The organism is Streptomyces acidiscabies (assembly GCF_020010905.1).
Lineage (GTDB): Bacteria > Actinomycetota > Actinomycetes > Streptomycetales > Streptomycetaceae > Streptomyces > Streptomyces acidiscabies.
In genome coordinates this window covers 2396478-2414759 of sequence record NZ_JAGJBY010000001.1, presented here as the reverse complement: position 1 = coordinate 2414759, position 18282 = coordinate 2396478, and the positions used below count along the sequence as shown (strand labels likewise).

14 protein-coding genes are annotated in these 18282 nt (G+C 69.1%); 11 read left to right on the top strand and 3 right to left on the bottom strand.

Annotated features, from left to right (window positions below; genetic code table 11):
* Nucleotide 1 precedes the first annotated feature (1 nt).
* Nucleotides 2-484 (bottom strand): MarR family winged helix-turn-helix transcriptional regulator, encoded by a 483-nt coding sequence (locus J8M50_RS11275; protein WP_010354724.1) that lies wholly within the window; start codon nucleotides 482-484, stop codon nucleotides 2-4.
* A 92-nt stretch (nucleotides 485-576) separates the two neighbouring features.
* Here J8M50_RS11275 and J8M50_RS11270 point away from each other — a divergent pair, with 92 nt between their 5' ends.
* The 3 genes from J8M50_RS11270 to J8M50_RS11260 all read left to right on the top strand — a co-directional run bounded on the left by J8M50_RS11270 (nucleotide 577) and on the right by J8M50_RS11260 (nucleotide 5361).
* Nucleotides 577-1575 carry an NADP-dependent oxidoreductase gene (locus J8M50_RS11270; protein WP_010354725.1) on the top strand — a complete coding sequence of 333 codons (999 nt, stop codon included), beginning with the start codon at nucleotides 577-579 and terminating at the stop codon, nucleotides 1573-1575.
* 148 nt (nucleotides 1576-1723) lie between these two features.
* Nucleotides 1724-4213: a M14 family zinc carboxypeptidase gene (locus tag J8M50_RS11265; protein ID WP_029184002.1), complete on the top strand. Its 2490-nt coding sequence runs from the start codon at nucleotides 1724-1726 to the stop codon at nucleotides 4211-4213.
* The gene (locus tag J8M50_RS11260; RefSeq protein WP_010354727.1) at nucleotides 4210-5361 is read left to right on the top strand and encodes an EstA family serine hydrolase; all 1152 of its coding nucleotides are present in this window, start codon (nucleotides 4210-4212) and stop codon (nucleotides 5359-5361) included. Before J8M50_RS11265 ends, J8M50_RS11260 begins: the two co-directional genes overlap by 4 nt.
* A gap of 55 nt (nucleotides 5362-5416) precedes the next feature.
* Here J8M50_RS11260 and J8M50_RS11255 read toward each other — a convergent pair whose 3' ends face one another.
* Nucleotides 5417-6244, bottom strand: coding sequence for an SCO2400 family protein (locus J8M50_RS11255; RefSeq protein WP_029184003.1), 828 nt, complete (start codon nucleotides 6242-6244; stop codon nucleotides 5417-5419).
* 212 nt (nucleotides 6245-6456) lie between these two features.
* On the opposite strand from J8M50_RS11255, the gene J8M50_RS11250 reads away from it, so the two are divergent.
* The 8 genes from J8M50_RS11250 to J8M50_RS11215 all read left to right on the top strand — a co-directional run bounded on the left by J8M50_RS11250 (nucleotide 6457) and on the right by J8M50_RS11215 (nucleotide 17049).
* Nucleotides 6457-7614: a mandelate racemase/muconate lactonizing enzyme family protein gene (locus tag J8M50_RS11250; RefSeq protein ID WP_010354729.1), complete on the top strand. Its 1158-nt coding sequence runs from the start codon at nucleotides 6457-6459 to the stop codon at nucleotides 7612-7614.
* Nucleotides 7611-8615 (top strand): zinc-dependent alcohol dehydrogenase, encoded by a 1005-nt coding sequence (locus J8M50_RS11245; protein WP_010354730.1) that lies wholly within the window; start codon nucleotides 7611-7613, stop codon nucleotides 8613-8615. Before J8M50_RS11250 ends, J8M50_RS11245 begins: the two co-directional genes overlap by 4 nt.
* Before the next feature lie 152 nt (nucleotides 8616-8767).
* A complete protein-coding gene (locus tag J8M50_RS11240; protein ID WP_010354731.1) occupies nucleotides 8768-9736 on the top strand; it encodes a hypothetical protein in 969 nt (322 codons plus the stop codon).
* A gap of 77 nt (nucleotides 9737-9813) precedes the next feature.
* On the top strand, nucleotides 9814-10923 hold the full coding sequence (gene chvE / locus J8M50_RS11235) for a multiple monosaccharide ABC transporter substrate-binding protein (RefSeq protein WP_029184004.1): 1110 nt from the start codon (nucleotides 9814-9816) through the stop codon (nucleotides 10921-10923).
* A 32-nt stretch (nucleotides 10924-10955) separates the two neighbouring features.
* Entirely contained in the window at nucleotides 10956-12506 is a 1551-nt protein-coding gene (gene mmsA / locus J8M50_RS11230) for a multiple monosaccharide ABC transporter ATP-binding protein (RefSeq protein WP_010354733.1), read from the top strand.
* Nucleotides 12503-13747, top strand: coding sequence for a multiple monosaccharide ABC transporter permease (mmsB, locus tag J8M50_RS11225; protein ID WP_010354734.1), 1245 nt, complete (start codon nucleotides 12503-12505; stop codon nucleotides 13745-13747). Before mmsA ends, mmsB begins: the two co-directional genes overlap by 4 nt.
* Before the next feature lie 57 nt (nucleotides 13748-13804).
* Nucleotides 13805-15001, top strand: coding sequence for an aldose epimerase family protein (locus tag J8M50_RS11220; protein WP_010354735.1), 1197 nt, complete (start codon nucleotides 13805-13807; stop codon nucleotides 14999-15001).
* 209 nt (nucleotides 15002-15210) lie between these two features.
* Complete coding sequence (locus tag J8M50_RS11215; protein ID WP_010354736.1) at nucleotides 15211-17049, top strand: pyridoxal phosphate-dependent aminotransferase; 1839 nt, start codon at nucleotides 15211-15213, stop codon at nucleotides 17047-17049.
* Between the two features lie 110 nt (nucleotides 17050-17159).
* Here J8M50_RS11215 and J8M50_RS11210 read toward each other — a convergent pair whose 3' ends face one another.
* Entirely contained in the window at nucleotides 17160-18131 is a 972-nt protein-coding gene (locus J8M50_RS11210) for an arabinan endo-1,5-alpha-L-arabinosidase (protein WP_010354737.1), read from the bottom strand.
* Nucleotides 18132-18282: the final 151 nt, after the last annotated feature.

Genomic DNA, 18282 nt, shown 5'->3' with positions numbered 1-18282 from the left:
TCTATCGGCCGCCACTGACAACGCCCTCCGCTCCGCCCGAACCTTCTTCGGGCTCGCCGATCATGCGGCGCAGCAAGCTGCGCAGGACCTCCCGCTCGGTCCGGGTGAGCTCCGCGAACGGCTCGTGCGCGAAGCGCAGCGAGTCGCGCAGGTCGCGGGCGACCTTGCGGCCCTCGTCGGTGGCGGCGGCGAGCTTGACGCGGCGGTCGGCGGGCGCGGGGCGGCGCTCGACGAGGCCGCGGGTTTCGAGGCGGTCGACGATGCCCGTGACGTTCGACGGCTCGCACTTCAGGCGCTCGGCGATCTTGCGCATGGGGAGCGGTTCGACGGCGAGGAGGCTGAGCAGGCGGGCCTGCGCGCCCGTGAGGGAGTGTTCCGTGGCCGCCGAGTCGTAGTCGTCGTGGAAGCGGGCCACGACCTCGCCGATGAGTTCGATGACTTCCACGGTGAGGGGGTCGTAGCGGCGGATGCTGTCTGTGGCCATGCTCACCAGGGTACCCCGATACTTGACAACATGAAATATCCAGAGGCATGGTTGTTTCAGGTAATGAAGTAAATGTGAGGAAGGGTCCCCCCATGCTCAACCGTGAATGGCACCTGCTCAGCCGTCCCGTCGGCTGGCCGAAGACCGAGGACTTCGCCCTGGTCGAGGCGGAGGTCCGCCAGCCCGGTGAGGGTCAGGTGCTGGTCCGGAACAAGTACCTGTCGGTGGACCCGTACATGCGCGGGCGCATGAGCGCCGCGAAGTCGTACACCGCCCCGTTCGAGCTGGGCAAGGCCATGCAGGGCGGTGCGGTCGGCGAGGTCGTCGCGTCGAACGCGGAGGGCATCGCGGTCGGCGACCACCTCCTGCACTTCGGCGGCTGGCGCGAGTACGCGACGTTCGACGCGAAGCAGTCCGTCAAGGTCGACCCCGAGGCCGCGCCGCTCTCCACGTACCTGGGCGCGCTCGGCATGACCGGCCTCACCGCGTACGCGGGCCTGCTGCGCACCGGCGCCTTCAAGGAGGGCGACTCCGTCTTCGTCTCCGGCGCGGCGGGCGCGGTCGGCAGCCAGGTCGGGCAGATCGCCAAGCTGAAGGGCGCCTCCCGGGTCATCGGCTCCGCCGGGTCCGACGAGAAGGTCAAGCTCCTCGTCGAGGAGTACGGCTTCGACGCCGCGTTCAACTACAAGACCGGCAAGGTCTCCGACCTGCTGCACGAGGCCGCGCCGGACGGGGTCGACGTCTACTTCGACAACGTCGGCGGCGACCACCTCGAAGCCGCCATCGGCGCTCTCAATGTCAACGGCCGGATCGCCGTCTGCGGCATGATCTCGATCTACAACAACACGGAGCCGGCCCCCGGCCCCCGCAACCTCGCCCGTCTCATCCAGACGCGCGGGCGCATCGAGGGTTTCCTCGTCAGCGACCACAGCGACCTCCAGCCCGAGTTCGTCGCCGAGGTCGCCCCCTGGATCGCCTCCGGCGCCCTCAAGTACCGCGAGACGGTCACCGAGGGCATCGAGAGCACCCTCGACGCGTTCCTCGGCGTCCTGCGCGGCGACAACATCGGCAAGATGGTCGTCAAGGTCTGACCCCGCCCCGCGCACTCCGAAGGCCGTACCCCTGGACGTGGGGTGCGGCCTTCGCGCGTACGTGTGCGAGCCGTGGTGATTTCCGCGCCCTCTTGTTGCCGTTGAGTCGAACGGGTACATCTCGCCGTACCGATCTGAGGAGGTACGCGTGAGGAGCACGAGAACCATCCCTGTCAGACCGTTGCTGATCGCCGGCGTCGTGGGGGCCGTTGCGGGTTCGTTTTTGTTGGGGCCGGGGACGGCCAGTGCGGAGAACGAGCGGCCCAGCAGGGAACGGGAGTTCACCGGCGGTGCTGCCGACTCGGGCGCGGAGGCGGCCAGTCGGGCGCTCGGGGCGCCCGTCGCCGAGTTGGGGAAGGACACGCGGGGGTATCCCCGGCGGGTGGTGCTCTCGCCGGACCCCGTCAACTCCGGTGACAAGTCCATCAAGTTGGGGCTCACCCCGTATCACGCGATCGCGACCAAGCTGAACTCGCTCCAGCGGCTGGGCAACCGGGTGAGTGTGGAGGTCACCGGGCGGTCTGCGGGCGGGCATCGGCTGTACCTGGTGACCGTGACCGCGCCGGAGAGTGCCGCGCAGGCGCGGATGCAGGAGCGGACCCGGCGGCTGATCGAGGACGCGAAGGTGTCGTGGGCGAGGCAGGTCGCCGGGTACAAGGCGCCCGTCTTCTTCAACAGCAACATCCACGGCAACGAGTGGGAGGGCACCGACGCCTCCCTGAAGGTGATCGAGCGGCTCGCGACGGCGAACGACGCCCGGACGAAGGATCTCCTCGCCCACACCCGGCTGTACTTCAACGTCACCGCCAACCCGGACGGCCGCATCGCCGGCACCCGCGCGAACGCGAACGGCTTCGACCTGAACCGCGACTTCGTGACGGCCTCGCAGCCGGAGACGAGGGCGATGCGGCAGATCCAGATCGACAAGCAGCCGGCGGTCATGCTGGACCTGCACGGGTACGTGAACGGCACCCTGATCGAGCCGACCACTCCCCCGCACGGCGAGAACTACGAGTACGACCTGTTCCTGAAGAACACGTACGCGAACGCCCTCGGCATGGAGAAGTCCGTCAACTCCCTGGGCTACACGCCGAGTCGGGACGGAGTCGAACCCGCGCAGATCCCGTTCCGCGACCAGCAGGAGGGCTGGGACGACTGGCCGCCCATCTTCACCCCGCAGTACGCGGCCTTCCACGGCACGGTCGCCGCGCACACGGTCGAGATCCCGCTCACGGTCAACAACTCGGCGTACAACCTGCCGGTCGAGGAACTCCGGCGTCGCTCAAGCATCAACACCGCGGTCGCCGCCGCAGCCGTGAACGCCACCCTCGACTTCGTCCGCACCCGCCGCACCCAGCTGATCGCCGACCAGGTCGAGGTCTTCCGGCGCGGCGCGCGAGGCGCGGCCCAGACCCCGGTCTCCCCCGCAACTGTCCCCGGCGTACCGGGAATCGGCCCGGAGGACGTCTACACGACGAAGTTCCCGCGCGCGTACCTGATCCCGTCCGGCACGACGGCAGCGGCCCGCCTGGTCGACCACCTCATCGCCAACGACGTACGCGTCACCCGCGCCAACTCCCCTGCGGGCACCTACCTCGTGGACATGCGCCAGCCCAAACGCGGCCTGGCGAACGCCCTGTTGGCCGACGGCCGCGACATCAGCGGCAAGGTCACGACGATGTACGACATCTCGGGCTGGAGCCTGGGCCGCCTGTGGGGCGCGAAGATCGAACCGGTCACCACGGGCCGCCTCCCCGCAGCACACGCCATCTCCCGTGCGGCGCCGGTGAGTTCGGTCCCGTCCTACGGCAACCTCCGGCTGAGCCTGGACGACCCGAACGCGTACGCGGCCCTCAACTCCCTGCTGAAGCAAGGCGTTTCGGTACGCCGGGACAGCGCCACCAGTGTCATCGTCCCGGCGTCCGCCCGCCGCGCGGCTCTGGCAGCCGCCCGCACCCACAATGTCGCTTTCACCGCGACGCCGTTCACCGGCACGGCCCCGCTGCACCGGGTCCGCGTCGCCGCCGCCGTCACCTCCGGGGAGCTGTTCGCCCTGCGGGAGATGGGCTTCGAGGTGACGCCGGTCTCCACCGAGGTCCTCAACGCGGGCTTCAAGTGGTCTTCCGTGGACGTCCTGTTCGCGTCGGCCGGGCTCGACCACGCCGGCCTGAACGCGGACGCGCGCAGCGCGCTGGACACGTTCCTGGCGGGGCACGGGCTGGTCGGCCGGGGCGTCGTCGGGGCTGAGGTCAACGCCGGGGCGGGGCTGTTGGCGGTGACCGCCGTCGAGGGCAACGAGGACGCCAACGGGGTTGTCCGCGTGGCGAGTTCTTCCTCGAAGGGGTACGCGTTCGCGTACGCCCCCGTCTGGTTCACCGGCCTCGGCGCGGGGGTGCGCGTGGAGGAGTCGTACGCCGCCGGGAACCCGCTCCTCTCCGGCCACTGGCGGTCGCGGTCCGACGGCACCGGCGGTCCGGCCGCCGCAGCCGGGCGGCCGTCGGTCGTGAGCGGGCCGCATGCCGTCCTGTTCGGCACGGAACCCCTCTTCAGGGATCATCCGAAGGGGGAATTCCCCCAGGTCGCACAGGCTTTGTTCACCATGGCACACGCAAGCGGTCTGGTTGAGGAGAGCGGATGACCCTGGAGATCCACGGCACCGTCGCGGACGGTTTCGCGTCCGTACGGGAAGAGTTCGCCGCGTTCGTGGCGACCGAACGGCCCGATTACGAGGGCCAGTTGTGCGCGTACGCGGACGGCCGCAGAGTGGTCGACCTGTGGGCCGGCGAGGAGGCCGGTCCCGACTCCCTGTACGGGGTGTTCTCGTCGTCGAAGGGCGCCGCGCACCTGGTCCTCGCGCTGCTCGTCCAGGACGGCACGCTGGAGCTGGACCGCAAAGTCACCTACTACTGGCCGGAGTTCGCCGCCGAGGGCAAGGGTCAGCTGACCCTGCGGGACCTGGCCACGCACCGCGCGGGCGTGGTCGGTCTGGACGCCGGTTTCTCGGACGCGGAGCTGGCCGACGACCGGCTGCTCGCCGAACGCCTCGCCGACCAGCGGCCGTTCTGGCGCCCCGGCACGGCGTTCGGGTATCACGCCCTGGTGATCGGGGCGTTGACGGGCGAGGTGGTGCGCCGGGCCACCGGCCGCAGCCTTCAAGAAGTGTACGAAGACCGGGTGCGGGGGCCGTACGGGCTCGACTTCTTCCTCGGGCTGCCGGAGGCGCTGGAACCGCGCTTCCGGTCCGTGCAGCCGATGCTGCCGACTCCCCGGCAGCAGGCGGAACTCGACGCGGTTGCCCGCGACCCGCACTCCCTGGCGTCCATCGCGTTCAACACGCACGTGCCGGATCCCGGGGACCTCGTCTCGTACGCCAACTCCCGTGCCGTGCGCGCCAAGGGGCCCGCCTCGGCGGGTGGCGTCGGCGCCGCGCGGGGGCTCGCGGGGATGTACGCGGCGGTGCTGTTCGAGGTGGACGGGCGGCCTCCGCTGCTGAAGCCGGACACGATCGCCGAGGTCGGGCAGATCCACTCCACGGGGTACGACCTGGTGGCGCGGACGCACAAATCGTTCGGGCTCGGGTTCCAGGCGGTCGCCGACAGCGCGTACCCGTTCCTCGGCGCCGGCTCCTTCGGGCACAGCGGCGCGGCGGGGTCCCAGGCGTTCGCCGATCCGCGCGGGGGGTTCGCCTACGGGTACACCCGGCGCCGGCTGGCGTTCCCGGGCGGGGCGGCGCCGGAGAACGAGCGGCTGGTGCGGGCGGTGCACGAGGCGGTGCTCGCGATGTGAGGCAGGGCGCTCCACATCGTACGTAGGTCGTACCCCGGTACCCCCGAGGTACGGCCTACGTGCACCACCACAGGAAACGGTTGCAGGTTTCCGACGGCGACGGCTGCGGGGACGGCGCGGTGGGTGTCGGGTCCGCCGAGGGGCTCGTGGGGTCGGGGTCCGTCGGGGTGGACCCTGCCGGGGCCGTCGGCGCCGCGTCGGCCGGGGCCGTGCCGGGGCCCGTCTCCGTCGGCGTCGGGGACGCGCTGCCCGACGCGGAGGGGGAGGGCGAGGCCGACGGGGAGGCGGACGCGCTCGGGCCGGACGTCGCAGGTGAGGGGTTGTCCAGGGGGCGGGCCGGGTCGCCGGGCGTCGGGGACGCGCCGTCCACCTCGGCGGACTCGCCGCCGGCCGCCGCCGGCTTGCCGGAGGAGGAGCCGGGGGCGTCCATGCCGAGTTCCGCGAGGCCGACACCGGCCGTCAGCAGGATCACGCCGGCCGCGATCATGACGACACGGCGACGGCGTCTTCGGTGCGCGGACGCCTTGCGATCGCGACGGCTCGCTCCGGACGTGGGGTGCGCGTCCTCGCCGTCGGCGCCATCGTCGTCGTAGGCGTCGTCGTTCTCCGGGGGGACGGTACGGCCCCGGCGGCGGGCGGCGCGGCCACCCTCCGCGAGTGGTGTCGTACCCGTAGTACTCGCGGGGTCCTCGGGTGCTACCGATTCGATAACGGGCTCCGTGACCGGTTCCGGGGCCGGCTCGTACCCGTACGACTCCTGAGTCACCCCGCCCTGCTCCCCGTACCCCTCGGGATACGCGCGTAGAGACGCGGCAGCGGCGCCGCAGCCAGGGCAGACGAGTGCGCCGTTCAGGTGGCGTCGGCAGGAGTGGCAGTAGTCCATGACGCGGGAAGACTAGGTTCCCGACACGGGGATTTCCTAGACGAGTCTGTGGAGGTTTCGTGGGAACAGGCGCCCGAAACCTCGGCGCCCGGAGCGAAACTGTCGAAACCGTTATGCGTTCGACCCATTGACACTCCCCTCACGCCATCCTTACTGTCACGCCAGCATTTCGAACGTGTGACGAAATCTCGAACAGCTGAGGGGCAACATCCGTGCGTATCACCGGAATCAGCACACACGTGGTCGGGACGCCGTGGCGCAACCTGACCTACGTGCAGGTGCACACTGACGAAGGGATCACCGGAGTCGGCGAGACCCGGATGCTGGGCCACACCGACGCACTGATCGGCTACCTGCGCGAAGCCGAGAACAACCACATTCTCGGCTCCGACCCGTTCGCGACGGAAGACCTCGTGCGCCGGATGAAGTACGGCGACTACGGCCGCGCCGGCGAGATCGTGATGTCCGGCATCGCGGTCATCGAGATGGCCTGCTGGGACATCAAGGGCAAGGCCCTGGGCGTGCCGGTGTGGCAGCTGCTGGGCGGCAAGGTGACCGACAAGGTCAAGGCGTACGCGAACGGCTGGTACACCACCGAGCGGACGCCTGAGGCGTACCACAAGGCCGCGCAGGGCGTGATGGCGCGCGGGTACAAGGCGCTGAAGATCGACCCGTTCGGAACCGGCCACTTCGAGCTGGACCACGACGAGACGCTGTACGCGGTGTCGCTGATCGAGGCCGTGCGCGACGCGATCGGTCCGGACGCCGAACTGATGCTGGAGATGCACGGCCGGTTCTCGCCGGCCACCGCCGTACGGCTCGCGAACGAGCTGGCGCCCTTCAAGCCCGCGTGGCTGGAGGAGCCGTGCCCGCCGGAGAACCTGAAAGCTCTCGAAAAAGTTGCGGCGAAGGTCGGCATCCCGGTCGCGACCGGTGAACGCATCCACGACCGCATCGAGTTCCGCGAACTCTTCGAGAGCCAGGCCGTCGACATCATCCAGCCGGACGTCGGCCACATCGGCGGCATCTGGGAGACCCGCAAGCTCGCGGCGACCGCCGAGACGCACTACGTGCTCGTCGCGCCGCACAACGTCGGCGGGTCCGTGCTGACCGCCGCCTCGCTCCAAGTCGGGTTCAGCTCACCGAACTTCAAGATCCTGGAGCACTTCAACGACTTCGCGGACGCGGAGATCAAGAAGATCGTGAAGGGTGCGCCGGAGGTCGTCGACGGGTACTTCCACCTGTCGGACGCCCCGGGTCTCGGCGTCGAGTTCGACGCCGACGCGGCGGCCGAATTCCCGCAGCAGCAGGCCCGGTTCGACCTGTGGGCCGAGGGCTGGGAGCAGCGCAAGCCGAAGGGCACGCAGTGAGCACGCAAGTCGTCGTCCAGGCGCCGGGCGAGCACCGCGTCGAGCCGCACACGCCGCGCGAGCCGCTGGCGGGCGAGGCGCTGGTGCGGGTCCACGCGACGGGCATCTGCGGCAGCGACCGCGAGGTGTACCAGGGCAACAGGCCCGAGGGGTACGTCCGTTACCCGCTCACGCCGGGTCACGAGTGGTCCGGGACCGTCCAGGCCGTCGGCGCCGGTGTGCCTTCAACTCTCGTAGGCCGCAAGGTCGTCGGGGAGGGCTTCCGCAACTGCCAGGTGTGCGACCGGTGTCACGCCGGTGAGACGACGCTGTGCACCGACGGGTACGAGGAGACCGGGTTCACGCAGCCGGGCGCGATGGCCTCGACGCTGACGCTTCCGGCGCGGTTGCTGCACGTCCTGCCGGACGACGCGGACCTGACCGCCGCCGCGCTGCTGGAGCCGGCCGCCTGCATCGCGGCTGCCGCGATCAAGGCGAACGCGCTGCCGGGCGAGCGGGTGGCGGTCGTCGGGACCGGGACGCTCGGAATGTTCGCCGTTCAGTTCCTGAAGGCGGGCTCGCCGGCCGAGCTGCTCGTCGTGGGCACCCGGGGCGACCGGGAGGCGCTGTCGCGGCAGTTCGGCGCGAGCGACTTCCGGACGCGCGACCAGGAGTTGCCGGACGACTTCGACGTGGTGATCGAGACGGCCGGTTCCGCCTCGGCGGCGCGTACGGCGGCCTCGCTGCTGCGGCGCGGGGGGCGGCTGGTGCTGACCGGGATCCCGGCGCCGGGCGCCGACGGTCTCGACCCGACCGACCTCGTCGTACGGCAGCTGGAGGTGCACACCGTGTTCGGGGCGCCGCCGGACGCCTGGGCGCACACGGTGCGGGTCTTCGGTGCCGGGCTCCTCGATCCGCTGCCCCTGGTGACGCACGAGCTGCCGCTCGCGGAGTTCTCGGAGGCGATCGAGCTGGTCGGCTCCGGGGATCCGAAGGTCGGCAAGGTCCTGCTGAAGCCGTAGTCCTCACGTCGTACGCCGGTACGGGGACACCTGACGGTTCCCGTACCGGCGTACACCCCGTAGCTCCCGAGAACTACCCCGCGCTCCACCCGTACCCCGAGCCGCGAACCTCGTCCGAAATATCGAACCTCCAGGACAACGAAGGAAAGCTAGTGACCGACGCTTCCGTTCCGGCAGCCCGTCGTCCCGGTGAGCCCGTGCTCACCGCGCTCGGCCTGGGTGCGCCCGCCCTCGACCCCGCCGACGCCTCCGCCCACACCTTCCCGGGCGGCGGCACCTGGCGCACCGAGGTCCCTTCCTGCGAGGGTCCCGAAGCGCTGGCCGTCATCCTCAAGGAGTCCTCCCGCCTCGATGTGCCGATCCACCGGATCAGCCAGGGCAGCGGGGTGTGGATGCTGTCCGACGCCGAGATCACCGAGATGGTCGAGGCGACCGCCGAACGCGACATCGAGCTCTGCCTGTTCACCGGCCCGCGCGGCACCTGGGACATCGGCGGCTCGACGCGCACCGACTCGCGCGGCGGCGGTCTGCGCGCCCGCGGCCACGACGCGGTCGCCGGCTGTGTCGAAGACGCCGTCCGGGCAACCGAGTTGGGCGTCAAGTGTCTGCTGGTCGCCGACGAGGGCGTGCTGTGGACCTTGCACCGCGCCCGCGAGCAGGGCATCATCCCCGCCGACACCACGCTGAAGGTGTCCGCGCTGATCGGCCCGGTCAACCCGGCGGCGTACGCGGTCTACGAGCGTCTCGGCGCCGACTCGCTGAACGTCCCCAGCGATCTGACGCTGGATCACCTCACCGAGATCCGGCGGGTGTCGGGCGCCCCCATGGACATGTACATCGAGGCCCCCGACGACCTCGGCGGCTATGTGCGGATGTACGAGGTGGCCGAGCTGATCCGGCGCGGCGCACCGCTCTACCTCAAGTTCGGTCTGTCCAAGGCTCCTTCGATCTACCCGTGGGGCACCCATCTGCGGGACGTCACCCTGGACACCGCCCGGGAACGGGTCCGGCGCGGCCGGCTCGCCCTGGACCTGCTCGCCCGGCACGGCGCGGACGGCGCGATGGCGCCGCTCGGCTCCCGGCTGCCGGGAACGCTCAACCGCTTCCCGACCGGGGACTGAGCAGTCATAGCTCGCACGACCCGGCGCCTGACGGGGACGCCGGCCTCTCAACGACGAGAAACCAAGGATTGATCACCATGCGCAACCGCAGAGCCGTACTCGCCGCCATAGCCGGCGCCGCCTCCCTCGCCCTGACCCTGTCCGCCTGCGGCCAGAGCGGCGAGGGCGGCAGCGACGACAAGACGGGCGACACCACCAAGGGCGCCCTGGTCGGTATCTCGATGCCGACGAAATCCTCCGAGCGGTGGATCGCCGACGGCAAGAACGTCGTGAAGGACCTTGAGGCCAAGGGCTACAAGACGAAGCTGGTCTACGGCGAGGACGAGCCCGACCAGCAGGTCTCGCAGATCGAGAACCTGATCACGCAGGGCGTCAAGGCGCTGATCATCGCGGCGATCGACAACAAGTCGCTGGGCAACGTCCTCCAGCAGGCCGCCGACGCGAAGATCCCGGTCATCTCCTACGACCGCCTGATCCTCGGCACGAAGAACGTCGACTACTACGCCTCGTTCGACAACGAGAAGGTCGGCCGCCTCCAGGCGCAGTACCTCGTCGACAAGCTGGGTCTCGCGAGCGGCAAGGGCCCGTTCAACATCGAGCTGTTCGCCGGCTCCAACGACGACAACAACACCAAGTACTTCTTCGGCGGCGCGATGAGCGTCCTCAAGCCGTACATCGACTCGAAGAAGCTCGTCGTCAAGTCCGGCCAGACCGAGCTGACCAAGGTCACCACGCTGCGCTGGGACGGCGCGACCGCGCAGCGCCGCATGGAGGACATCCTCACCTCGACGTACACCTCGGGCCGGGTCGACGCGGTGCTCTCGCCGTACGACGGCATCTCGATCGGCATCATCGCCGCGCTGCGCTCCGACGGCTACGGCACCGCCGCCAAGCCCCTGCCGGTCATCACCGGCCAGGACGCCGAGATCGCGTCGGTGAAGTCGATCATCGCCGGCCAGCAGTCGATGACGGTCTTCAAGGACCTGCGCAAGCTCGCCCAGTCCGCGACCGACATGGTCGACGCGTCGCTGAACGGCAAGACGCCGCAGACCAACGACACGAAGACCTACGACAACGGCACGAAGGTCGTCCCGGCCTTCCTGCTGGAGCCGGTGAGCGTCGACAAGACCAACTACGAGAAGGAGCTCGTCCAGAGCGGCTTCTACACGGCGGACCAGCTCAAGTAAGCGTCGGCCCTTAAGGATTGGAAGGCACGACCATGGCGGGACCCGTCCTGGAAATGCGCTCGATCGTCAAGACCTTTCCCGGTGTCAAAGCGCTCTCGGACGTCACTCTGACCGTCCGTCAGGGCGAGGTCCACGCCATCTGCGGGGAGAACGGCGCCGGCAAGTCGACCTTGATGAAGGTCCTCTCCGGCGTCCACCCGCACGGGAGTTACGAGGGGGACATCCTCTTCGAGGGTGAGCCCTGCGAGTTCAAGGACATCCGGGCGAGCGAGCACCGCGGCATCGTCATCATCCACCAGGAGCTGGCGCTGTCGCCGTACCTCTCGCTGGCGGAGAACATCTTCCTCGGCAACGAACATGCCAAGGGCGGGTTCATCGACTGGCGCGAGACGCTGCGGCACGCGACCCAACTGCTGCGCCGGGTGGGCCTCACGGACCACCCGGACACCCGGGTCGCCGACATCGGCGTCGGCAAGCAGCAGCTGGTGGAGATCGCGAAGGCGCTCTCCAAGAAGGTGAAGCTGCTGATCCTCGACGAGCCGACGGCGGCGCTCAACGACGAGGACAGCGACAAACTCCTCGATCTCATCCTGGAGTTGAAGAACCAGGGCATCACCTCGATCATCATCTCCCACAAGCTCAACGAGATCCGCAAGGTCGCCGACTCGGTGACGATCATCCGCGACGGCCGGTCCATCGAGACGCTGGACGTGAAGGCCGCGGAGACCACCGAGGACCGGATCATCAGCGGCATGGTCGGCCGCGACCTCGACCACCGCTTCCCCGAACGCAGCACGTACGACGGGGAGATGGACGACGCGCCGGCCCTGGAGATCAAGGGCTGGACCGTGGGGCACCCGATCGACCAGCACCGCAAGGTGGTTGACGATGTGTCACTTCACGTACGGCGCGGGGAGATCGTCGGCATCGCGGGTCTGATGGGCGCCGGCCGCACCGAGCTGGCGATGAACGTCTTCGGGCGCACGTACGGCCGTTACGGCGGCGGCACGGTCCTCAAGGACGGCCACGAGATCCGCACGAAGACGGTCGCCGAGGCCGTCCAGCACGGCATCGCGTACGTCACCGAGGACCGCAAGCACTACGGCCTGAACCTCATCGACACCATCAACCGCAACATCTCGCTGACGGCGCTGAACAAGGTCGCCAAGCGGGGGATCGTCGACGAGCACGAGGAGCAGAAGGTCTCCGAGGGCTACCGCAAGTCGATGAACATCAAGGCGCCGACGGTGTTCGAGCCGGTGGGCAAGCTGTCCGGCGGCAACCAGCAGAAAGTCGTCCTCAGCAAGTGGATCTTCGCGGGTCCCGAGGTGCTGATCCTGGACGAACCCACGCGCGGTATCGACGTGGGCGCCAAGTACGAGATCTACACGGTCATCGACCAGTTGGCCGCCCAGGGCAAGGCGGTCGTCTTCATCTCCTCCGAACTGCCCGAACTGCTCGGCATGTGCGACCGCATCTACACCATGGCCGCCGGGCGGCTCACCGGTGAGTTCTCGCGGGCCGAGGCCACGCAGGAAGTGCTGATGCGTCAGATGACGAAGGACAAAGAGGTAACGCGATGAGCACCGACGTGACCAAGAGCCCGGCAGCGGCTCCGCCCGGCAAGAGCGGGGGCTCCGGGGCCGGCGGCAACCTGCTCCAGCTGATGCTGAACGGCCTGCGCCGCAACATGCGCCAGTACGGCATGCTGATCGCGCTCGGCCTGATCATCGTGCTGTTCCAGGTGTGGACGGGCGGCGACCTGCTGCTGCCGCGCAACGTCTCCAACCTGGTCCTCCAGAACAGCTACATCCTGATCCTGGCGATCGGCATGATGCTGGTCATCATCGCCGGGCACATCGACCTGTCGGTCGGTTCGGTGACGGCGTTCGTCGGTGCTTTCGCGGCCGTACTGACCGTGCAGCACAACGTGTCCTGGCCGGTCGCGCTGGTGCTGTGCCTGCTGGTGGGCGCGGTCGCCGGCGCCGTACAAGGCTTCCTCATCGCCTACTTCGGCATACCGTCGTTCATCGTCACTCTCGCCGGGATGCTGCTCTTCCGCGGTCTGACGGAGATCCTGCTGGAGGGCCAGACCCTCGGCCCGTTCCCCGACGGGCTCCAGAAGATGGGCAACGGCTTCCTGCCCGAGGCCGGTCCGAACACCAACTACCACAACATCACGCTGCTGTTGGGGTTCGTCCTGATCGCCTTCACGGTCATCCAGGAGGTCCGGGACCGCAAGCGGCAGCAGGAGTTCGCGCTCGACGTCGTGCCGCGCAACCTGTTCCTGCTGAAGATCGTCGCGATCTCGGCGGCGATCCTCGCGGTGACGATGCTGCTCGCCAGCTACAAGGGCGCGCCGATCATCCTGCTCATCCTCGGTGTGCTGGTGGTGGGTTACGGCTACCTGATGCGCAACTCGGTGTTCGGGCGGCACATCTACGCGATCGGCGGCAACCTCCCGGCGGCCAAGCTGTCCGGCGTCAAGGACAAGAAGGTCACCTTCCTTGTCTTCCTCAACATGGGCGTGCTCGCGGCCCTGGCGGGTCTGGTGGTCGCCGCCCGTCTGAACGCGGCCTCTCCGAAGGCGGGGCTCAGCTTCGAACTGGAGGCCATCGCCTCCTCGTTCATCGGTGGCGCGTCCATGAGCGGCGGTGTGGGTACCGTCCTCGGCGCGATCATCGGTGGTCTGGTCCTCGGCGTGCTGAACAACGGCATGAACCTTCTGAGTGTCGGCTCCGACTGGCAACAGGTCATCAAGGGCCTCGCCCTGCTGGCGGCGGTCGGGTTCGACGTGTGGAACAAGCGCAAGTCCGGTTCGTAACCATCTCCGGGCCTCACCCCCGAGGGGGTGGGGCCCTTCCCATAAGGGGCCGCAGATATGGAACTGAACAGACGCACGGTCATCGCGGGCGCCGCAGCGGCGGGTATCGCCGCGAGCACCCTCGGCGGGACGGCCGAGGCGAGCACGGGCAGTACTTCAGGGGCGGGTACTTCGGGGGGTGCTTCGGGCGGCGGCAAGACGCCGTCGAAGAAGCTCTTCGGCACGCTCGCCGACGGCACCAAGGTGTACGTCTGGTCGCTGGCCAACGGCGGCACGAAGCTCAAGGTCCTGTCGTACGGCGGTATCGTCCACTCGCTGGAGACGCCGGACCGGCACGGTCACTACGCGAACGTCTCCGCCGGGTTCGACAACCTGGACGACTACGTCGCCAAGTCCCCCTACTTCGGTGCGCTGATCGGGCGGTACGGCAACCGCATCGACAAGGGCCAGTTCACCCTGGACGGCAAGAAGTACCAGCTGTCCGTCAACGACGGCGTCAACAGCCTGCACGGCGGCGCCAAGGGCTTCGACAAGCACGTCTGGAGCGTCGAGCCGTTCGTCAAGGGCACGGACGTCGGGCTGCACCTGCACTACACCAGCGCCGACGGGGAGATGGGGTACCCGGGGACGCTCAAGACCAAGGTGACGTACACGCTCACCAAGCACGGCGACTGGATCATCGACTACGAGGCCACCACCGACAAGGCCACCGTCGTCAACCTCACGAGCCACGTGTACTGGAACCTCGCGGGCGAGGGCAGCGGCACGATCGAGAACCACGAGCTGACGATCGCCGCCACCCGCTACACCCCGACCGACTCCGGCCTCATCCCCACGGGTGAGCTGGCGCGGGTCGCCGGTACCCCCTTCGACTTCCGCAAGGCCAAGCCCATCGGGCGTGACATCCGCGCCGGGCACGACCAGCAGATCCTGGCCAAGGGGTTCGACCACAACTGGGTGCTGGACAAGGGGATCACGGCGAAGCCGGTGCACGTCGCGACGCTGCGCGACCCGAAGACCGGCCGCACCCTGAAGATCGCCACCGACCAGCCGGGGCTGCAGTTCTACTCCGGCAACTTCCTCGACGGCACCCTGTCCGGGACCGGCGGCCACGTCTACCGTCAGGGTGACGCGCTCTGCCTGGAGACGCAGCACTTCCCGGACGCGCCGAACCAGCCGACGTTCCCGTCGACGACGCTGCGGCCGGGGCAGACGTACCGGACGCGGACGGTGCACACCTTCAGCGCGCGGTAACTTCCCTTTGGGGGCCGGGCTTTGGGGAACCAGCCGTAGCTGTACGGCTGTTGCCCACAGAAGACTCACAACTTCTTACCGATTTCTCAGTGGGTGAACAGCGTCACCCCAGCCTCCGTATGTAAGGGCGGCCCGTGCTTCTCCGCACGGGCCGCCCAGCCGCGACGGGCCCGGTCGTCCCCAACGGGCCCGCCCACAACGGAGGTTCCATGGCCGACAACGTCACCTCGTTGTTCCGCAGCACGGCGGCGCACAGCCCGTCGATGGCCGCGTTGACGCGAGAAGGCGGGGAGGGCACCGGCCCGGTCGACTTCTGTATCCCGTGCAACCCGTACTTCCCGACGCCCGCGATGTACGACGACATGGCGGCGCGGTTCCGCGACATCATCACGTACTACCCGAGCAGCGCCGACACGATCACGTCCGAGCTGTGCAACCTCCTCCAACTCCCCCCGCAGGCCGTGGCGATGGGGAACGGCTCCACCGAACTCATCACCTGGATCGACCACTTGCTGGTGCGCGAGTCGCTCGCGGTGCCGGTGCCGACGTTCGGCCGGTGGACCGACCAGCCGATGGAGACGGGCAAGCGGGTCGACATGTTCCCGCTCCAGGAGGCCAACGGGTTCGTCCTCGACCTCGCGCAGTACGCGGAGTTCATCCGCACCCGGGGGACGCGGGTCGCCGTGATCTGCAACCCCAACAACCCCGACGGCGGCTTCCAGCACCGGCAGGCGCTGGTGCAGTTCATGGACGCGATGGCCGACCTCGACCTCGTCATCATCGACGAGTCGTTCCTGGAGTTCTCCGACGCCGAGCAGGAGCCCAGCGTCGTCCAGGAGGCCATGCTGCGGCCGAACGTCATCGTGCTGCGCAGCCTCGGCAAGAACTTCGGGCTGCACGGGATCCGGTTCGGCTACCTCGTCGCGAACCCGTCGCTGGCCGGCAAGATCCGCTCGATGCTGCCGAAGTGGAACCTCAACTCCTTCGCCGAGCACGTGGTGTTCATGCTGAAGGACCACGGGCCCGAGTACGCCCAGAGTCTGATGCAGGTGCGCAGGGACCGGCTGGAGATGGCGAGCCAGCTCTCCGCGCTGCCGGGTCTCACGGTCTACCCCTCGCAGGGGAACTTCCTCTTCGTCCGTCTTCCGGTGGGGGCCGAGGGGACGGTGGTCCGCGACCGGCTGCTGACCGAACACCGGGTCCTGGTCCGGGAGTGCGGCAACAAGATCGGCTCCTCCAGCCGCTTCCTGCGGCTCGTGGTGCGCCCCCAGGTCGACGTACGCCGTCTGGTGTCCGGCATGGAACAGGTGCTCTACGGGACGCGCAGGGGCAACCCCGTGCCCGAGCTGGCCCCCGCGGTGGGGTACAGCTCCGGTACGGCCGCTGTCGACCGGCTGGTCACGAACGGCGCCGGCATGCAGGGACTTGCCGCTCAGGCCCTCGCGGCCGGCGCCCCGGCTCCGATGGCGGCGGCCGTCGGAGCCGGATTGCCTGCGCAGGTGGCTCCGCCGGTTCAGCCGACTCCCTTGGCGCCGGTGGCTTCCATGGTTCCGGCTGCTCCGGTGGCCCCGGCTGCTCCGGCTGCGATGCAGCCTGCGGCGATGGCTCCGATGCCTATGGCGCCGATGCCTATGGCGCCGCCTGCGATGGCGCCTGCCGCTATGGCACCGGCCATGGCTCCTGCCGCCGCTATGGCGCCGCCGCCCGCCGCGCCGGCTCCTATGGGGCAGGCCATGGGTCAGGCGCCGATGGGGCAGGCGCCGATGGGGGCGCCGATGATGGCTCCCCAGGTGCCGCAGCAGATACCTATGCCGTCGAACGGGGCGGGGATTCCAATGCCGGCGCCTCAGGCGGTTCCGGCTCCTCCTCCGGCCCCGATGCCGACTCCGGTTCCGCCTCAGGGGATGACCCCGCCCGGTGTGCCCGCGCGGGGTGGGCTCACCGCGGCTCAGGTCCGGGGGACGAACGGGTTGACTCCGGCGCCGGCCACGGGGTGGCCGAACGCGGGGAGCTGGCCGAACGCGGCGGGGATGGGGCAGGCGGGGTAGGGGCGGGGTAGTACCTGAGAGCCAGGGCGGTATCCGTAGTACTTCAGTATCGGGAGGGATACTGGGGGACTACGGGTGCCGCCCTTTCTTCGCGCCGGTGGCGGTGCCGGTCAGTAGGCCACCGGCCAGCCCGAGCTCCAGTTCAGCAGGTTGATGCCGAGCTTGGGGGTGCCGTTGTCGTTGCCGTCGTAGTAGTGGTAGACGATCAGGTCGCCGTCGGAGTCGGCCATGACGGACTGCCCGCCAGGGCCGATGACACTGCCGTGGGTCTCCAGGACGGGGGTGCCGCCGTTGTTCGTCAGGGCGACGCCGTTCTTGTCGTAGTACGGGCCCGTGACACCGGTGGCGCGGCCGACCTTGACCTTGTACGTCGAACTCGTGCCCGCGCAGCAGGTGTCGTACGACGCGAAGAGGTAGTAATACCCGTTCCGCTTCACCACGAACGGCGCCTCGACCGCCTTCGTCCCGGTGGGGCGGGACGCGATGGAGTACCGGGTCGTGTTGCTCGCGAGCTGCTTGCCGGTGCCGGGGTCGAGCTGGATCATCTTCAGCCCCGTCCACCAACTCCCGAACGACAGCCACCACTTGCCGTCGTCGTTCACGAAGAGGTTGGGGTCGATGGCGTTGTAGTCGCTGGAGGTGGCGGAGGTGTAGACGGTCCCCTGGTCGGTCCAGGACCCGGGCAGCCCGGTGGCCGAAGTGGCCAGCCCGATCGCCGACTTGTTGGACCCGAAGGTCGAAACGGCGTAGTAGAGCAGGTACTTGCCCCCACGGTACGAGATGTCCGGCGCCCACGCCTCGGTGGCCCCGTACGAGGACCACCAACTCGGCTTGTTGGCAAAGGCGTCGGCCCCGGCGCTGAAGGCGACCCGGTCGGTGGAGGTCCGGTACGAGATCCCGCCCCCGGTCCCGTACACCAGGTACCGCCCGCCGGACGTCCGGATCATCGTCGGGTCGTGAACGACCGTACTCCCCGTCACCCGGCCGGGGTTGGGGTAGGCGGACGCCGCACTCGGCATCAACGCGAGCAGGAACGCGGCGGGTACCGCGAGCAAGGCGGCCCGGCGGGAGGTGCGGATCATCTGGACGCTCCTTGAAGTGGGGGGAGGCGAGGGGGAGTTCGAGGGGGAGGTTGCCGTTCGATGTCCCGAACGGCGGTCGCGTCATCGGACGGGACGGTAGAAGCGAACCCTTTGCGCGTCAACGCCCCCGGCAACCACTCGAAACTCTTCG

Excerpts from the sequence above, each read along its gene's own strand:
- J8M50_RS11255 (WP_029184003.1), bottom strand. The coding sequence starts at position 6,244 with ATGGACTACTGCCACTCCTGCCGACGCCACCTGAACGGCGCACTCGTC.
- J8M50_RS11260 (WP_010354727.1), top strand. The coding sequence starts at position 4,210 with ATGACCCTGGAGATCCACGGCACCGTCGCGGACGGTTTCGCGTCCGTA.
- J8M50_RS11220 (WP_010354735.1), top strand. The coding sequence starts at position 13,805 with ATGGAACTGAACAGACGCACGGTCATCGCGGGCGCCGCAGCGGCGGGT.
- mmsB (WP_010354734.1), top strand. The coding sequence starts at position 12,503 with ATGAGCACCGACGTGACCAAGAGCCCGGCAGCGGCTCCGCCCGGCAAG.
- mmsA (WP_010354733.1), top strand. The coding sequence starts at position 10,956 with ATGGCGGGACCCGTCCTGGAAATGCGCTCGATCGTCAAGACCTTTCCC.
- J8M50_RS11210 (WP_010354737.1), bottom strand. The coding sequence starts at position 18,131 with ATGATCCGCACCTCCCGCCGGGCCGCCTTGCTCGCGGTACCCGCCGCG.
- J8M50_RS11275 (WP_010354724.1), bottom strand. The coding sequence starts at position 484 with ATGGCCACAGACAGCATCCGCCGCTACGACCCCCTCACCGTGGAAGTC.
- J8M50_RS11215 (WP_010354736.1), top strand. The coding sequence starts at position 15,211 with ATGGCCGACAACGTCACCTCGTTGTTCCGCAGCACGGCGGCGCACAGC.
- chvE (WP_029184004.1), top strand. The coding sequence starts at position 9,814 with ATGCGCAACCGCAGAGCCGTACTCGCCGCCATAGCCGGCGCCGCCTCC.
- J8M50_RS11270 (WP_010354725.1), top strand. The coding sequence starts at position 577 with ATGCTCAACCGTGAATGGCACCTGCTCAGCCGTCCCGTCGGCTGGCCG.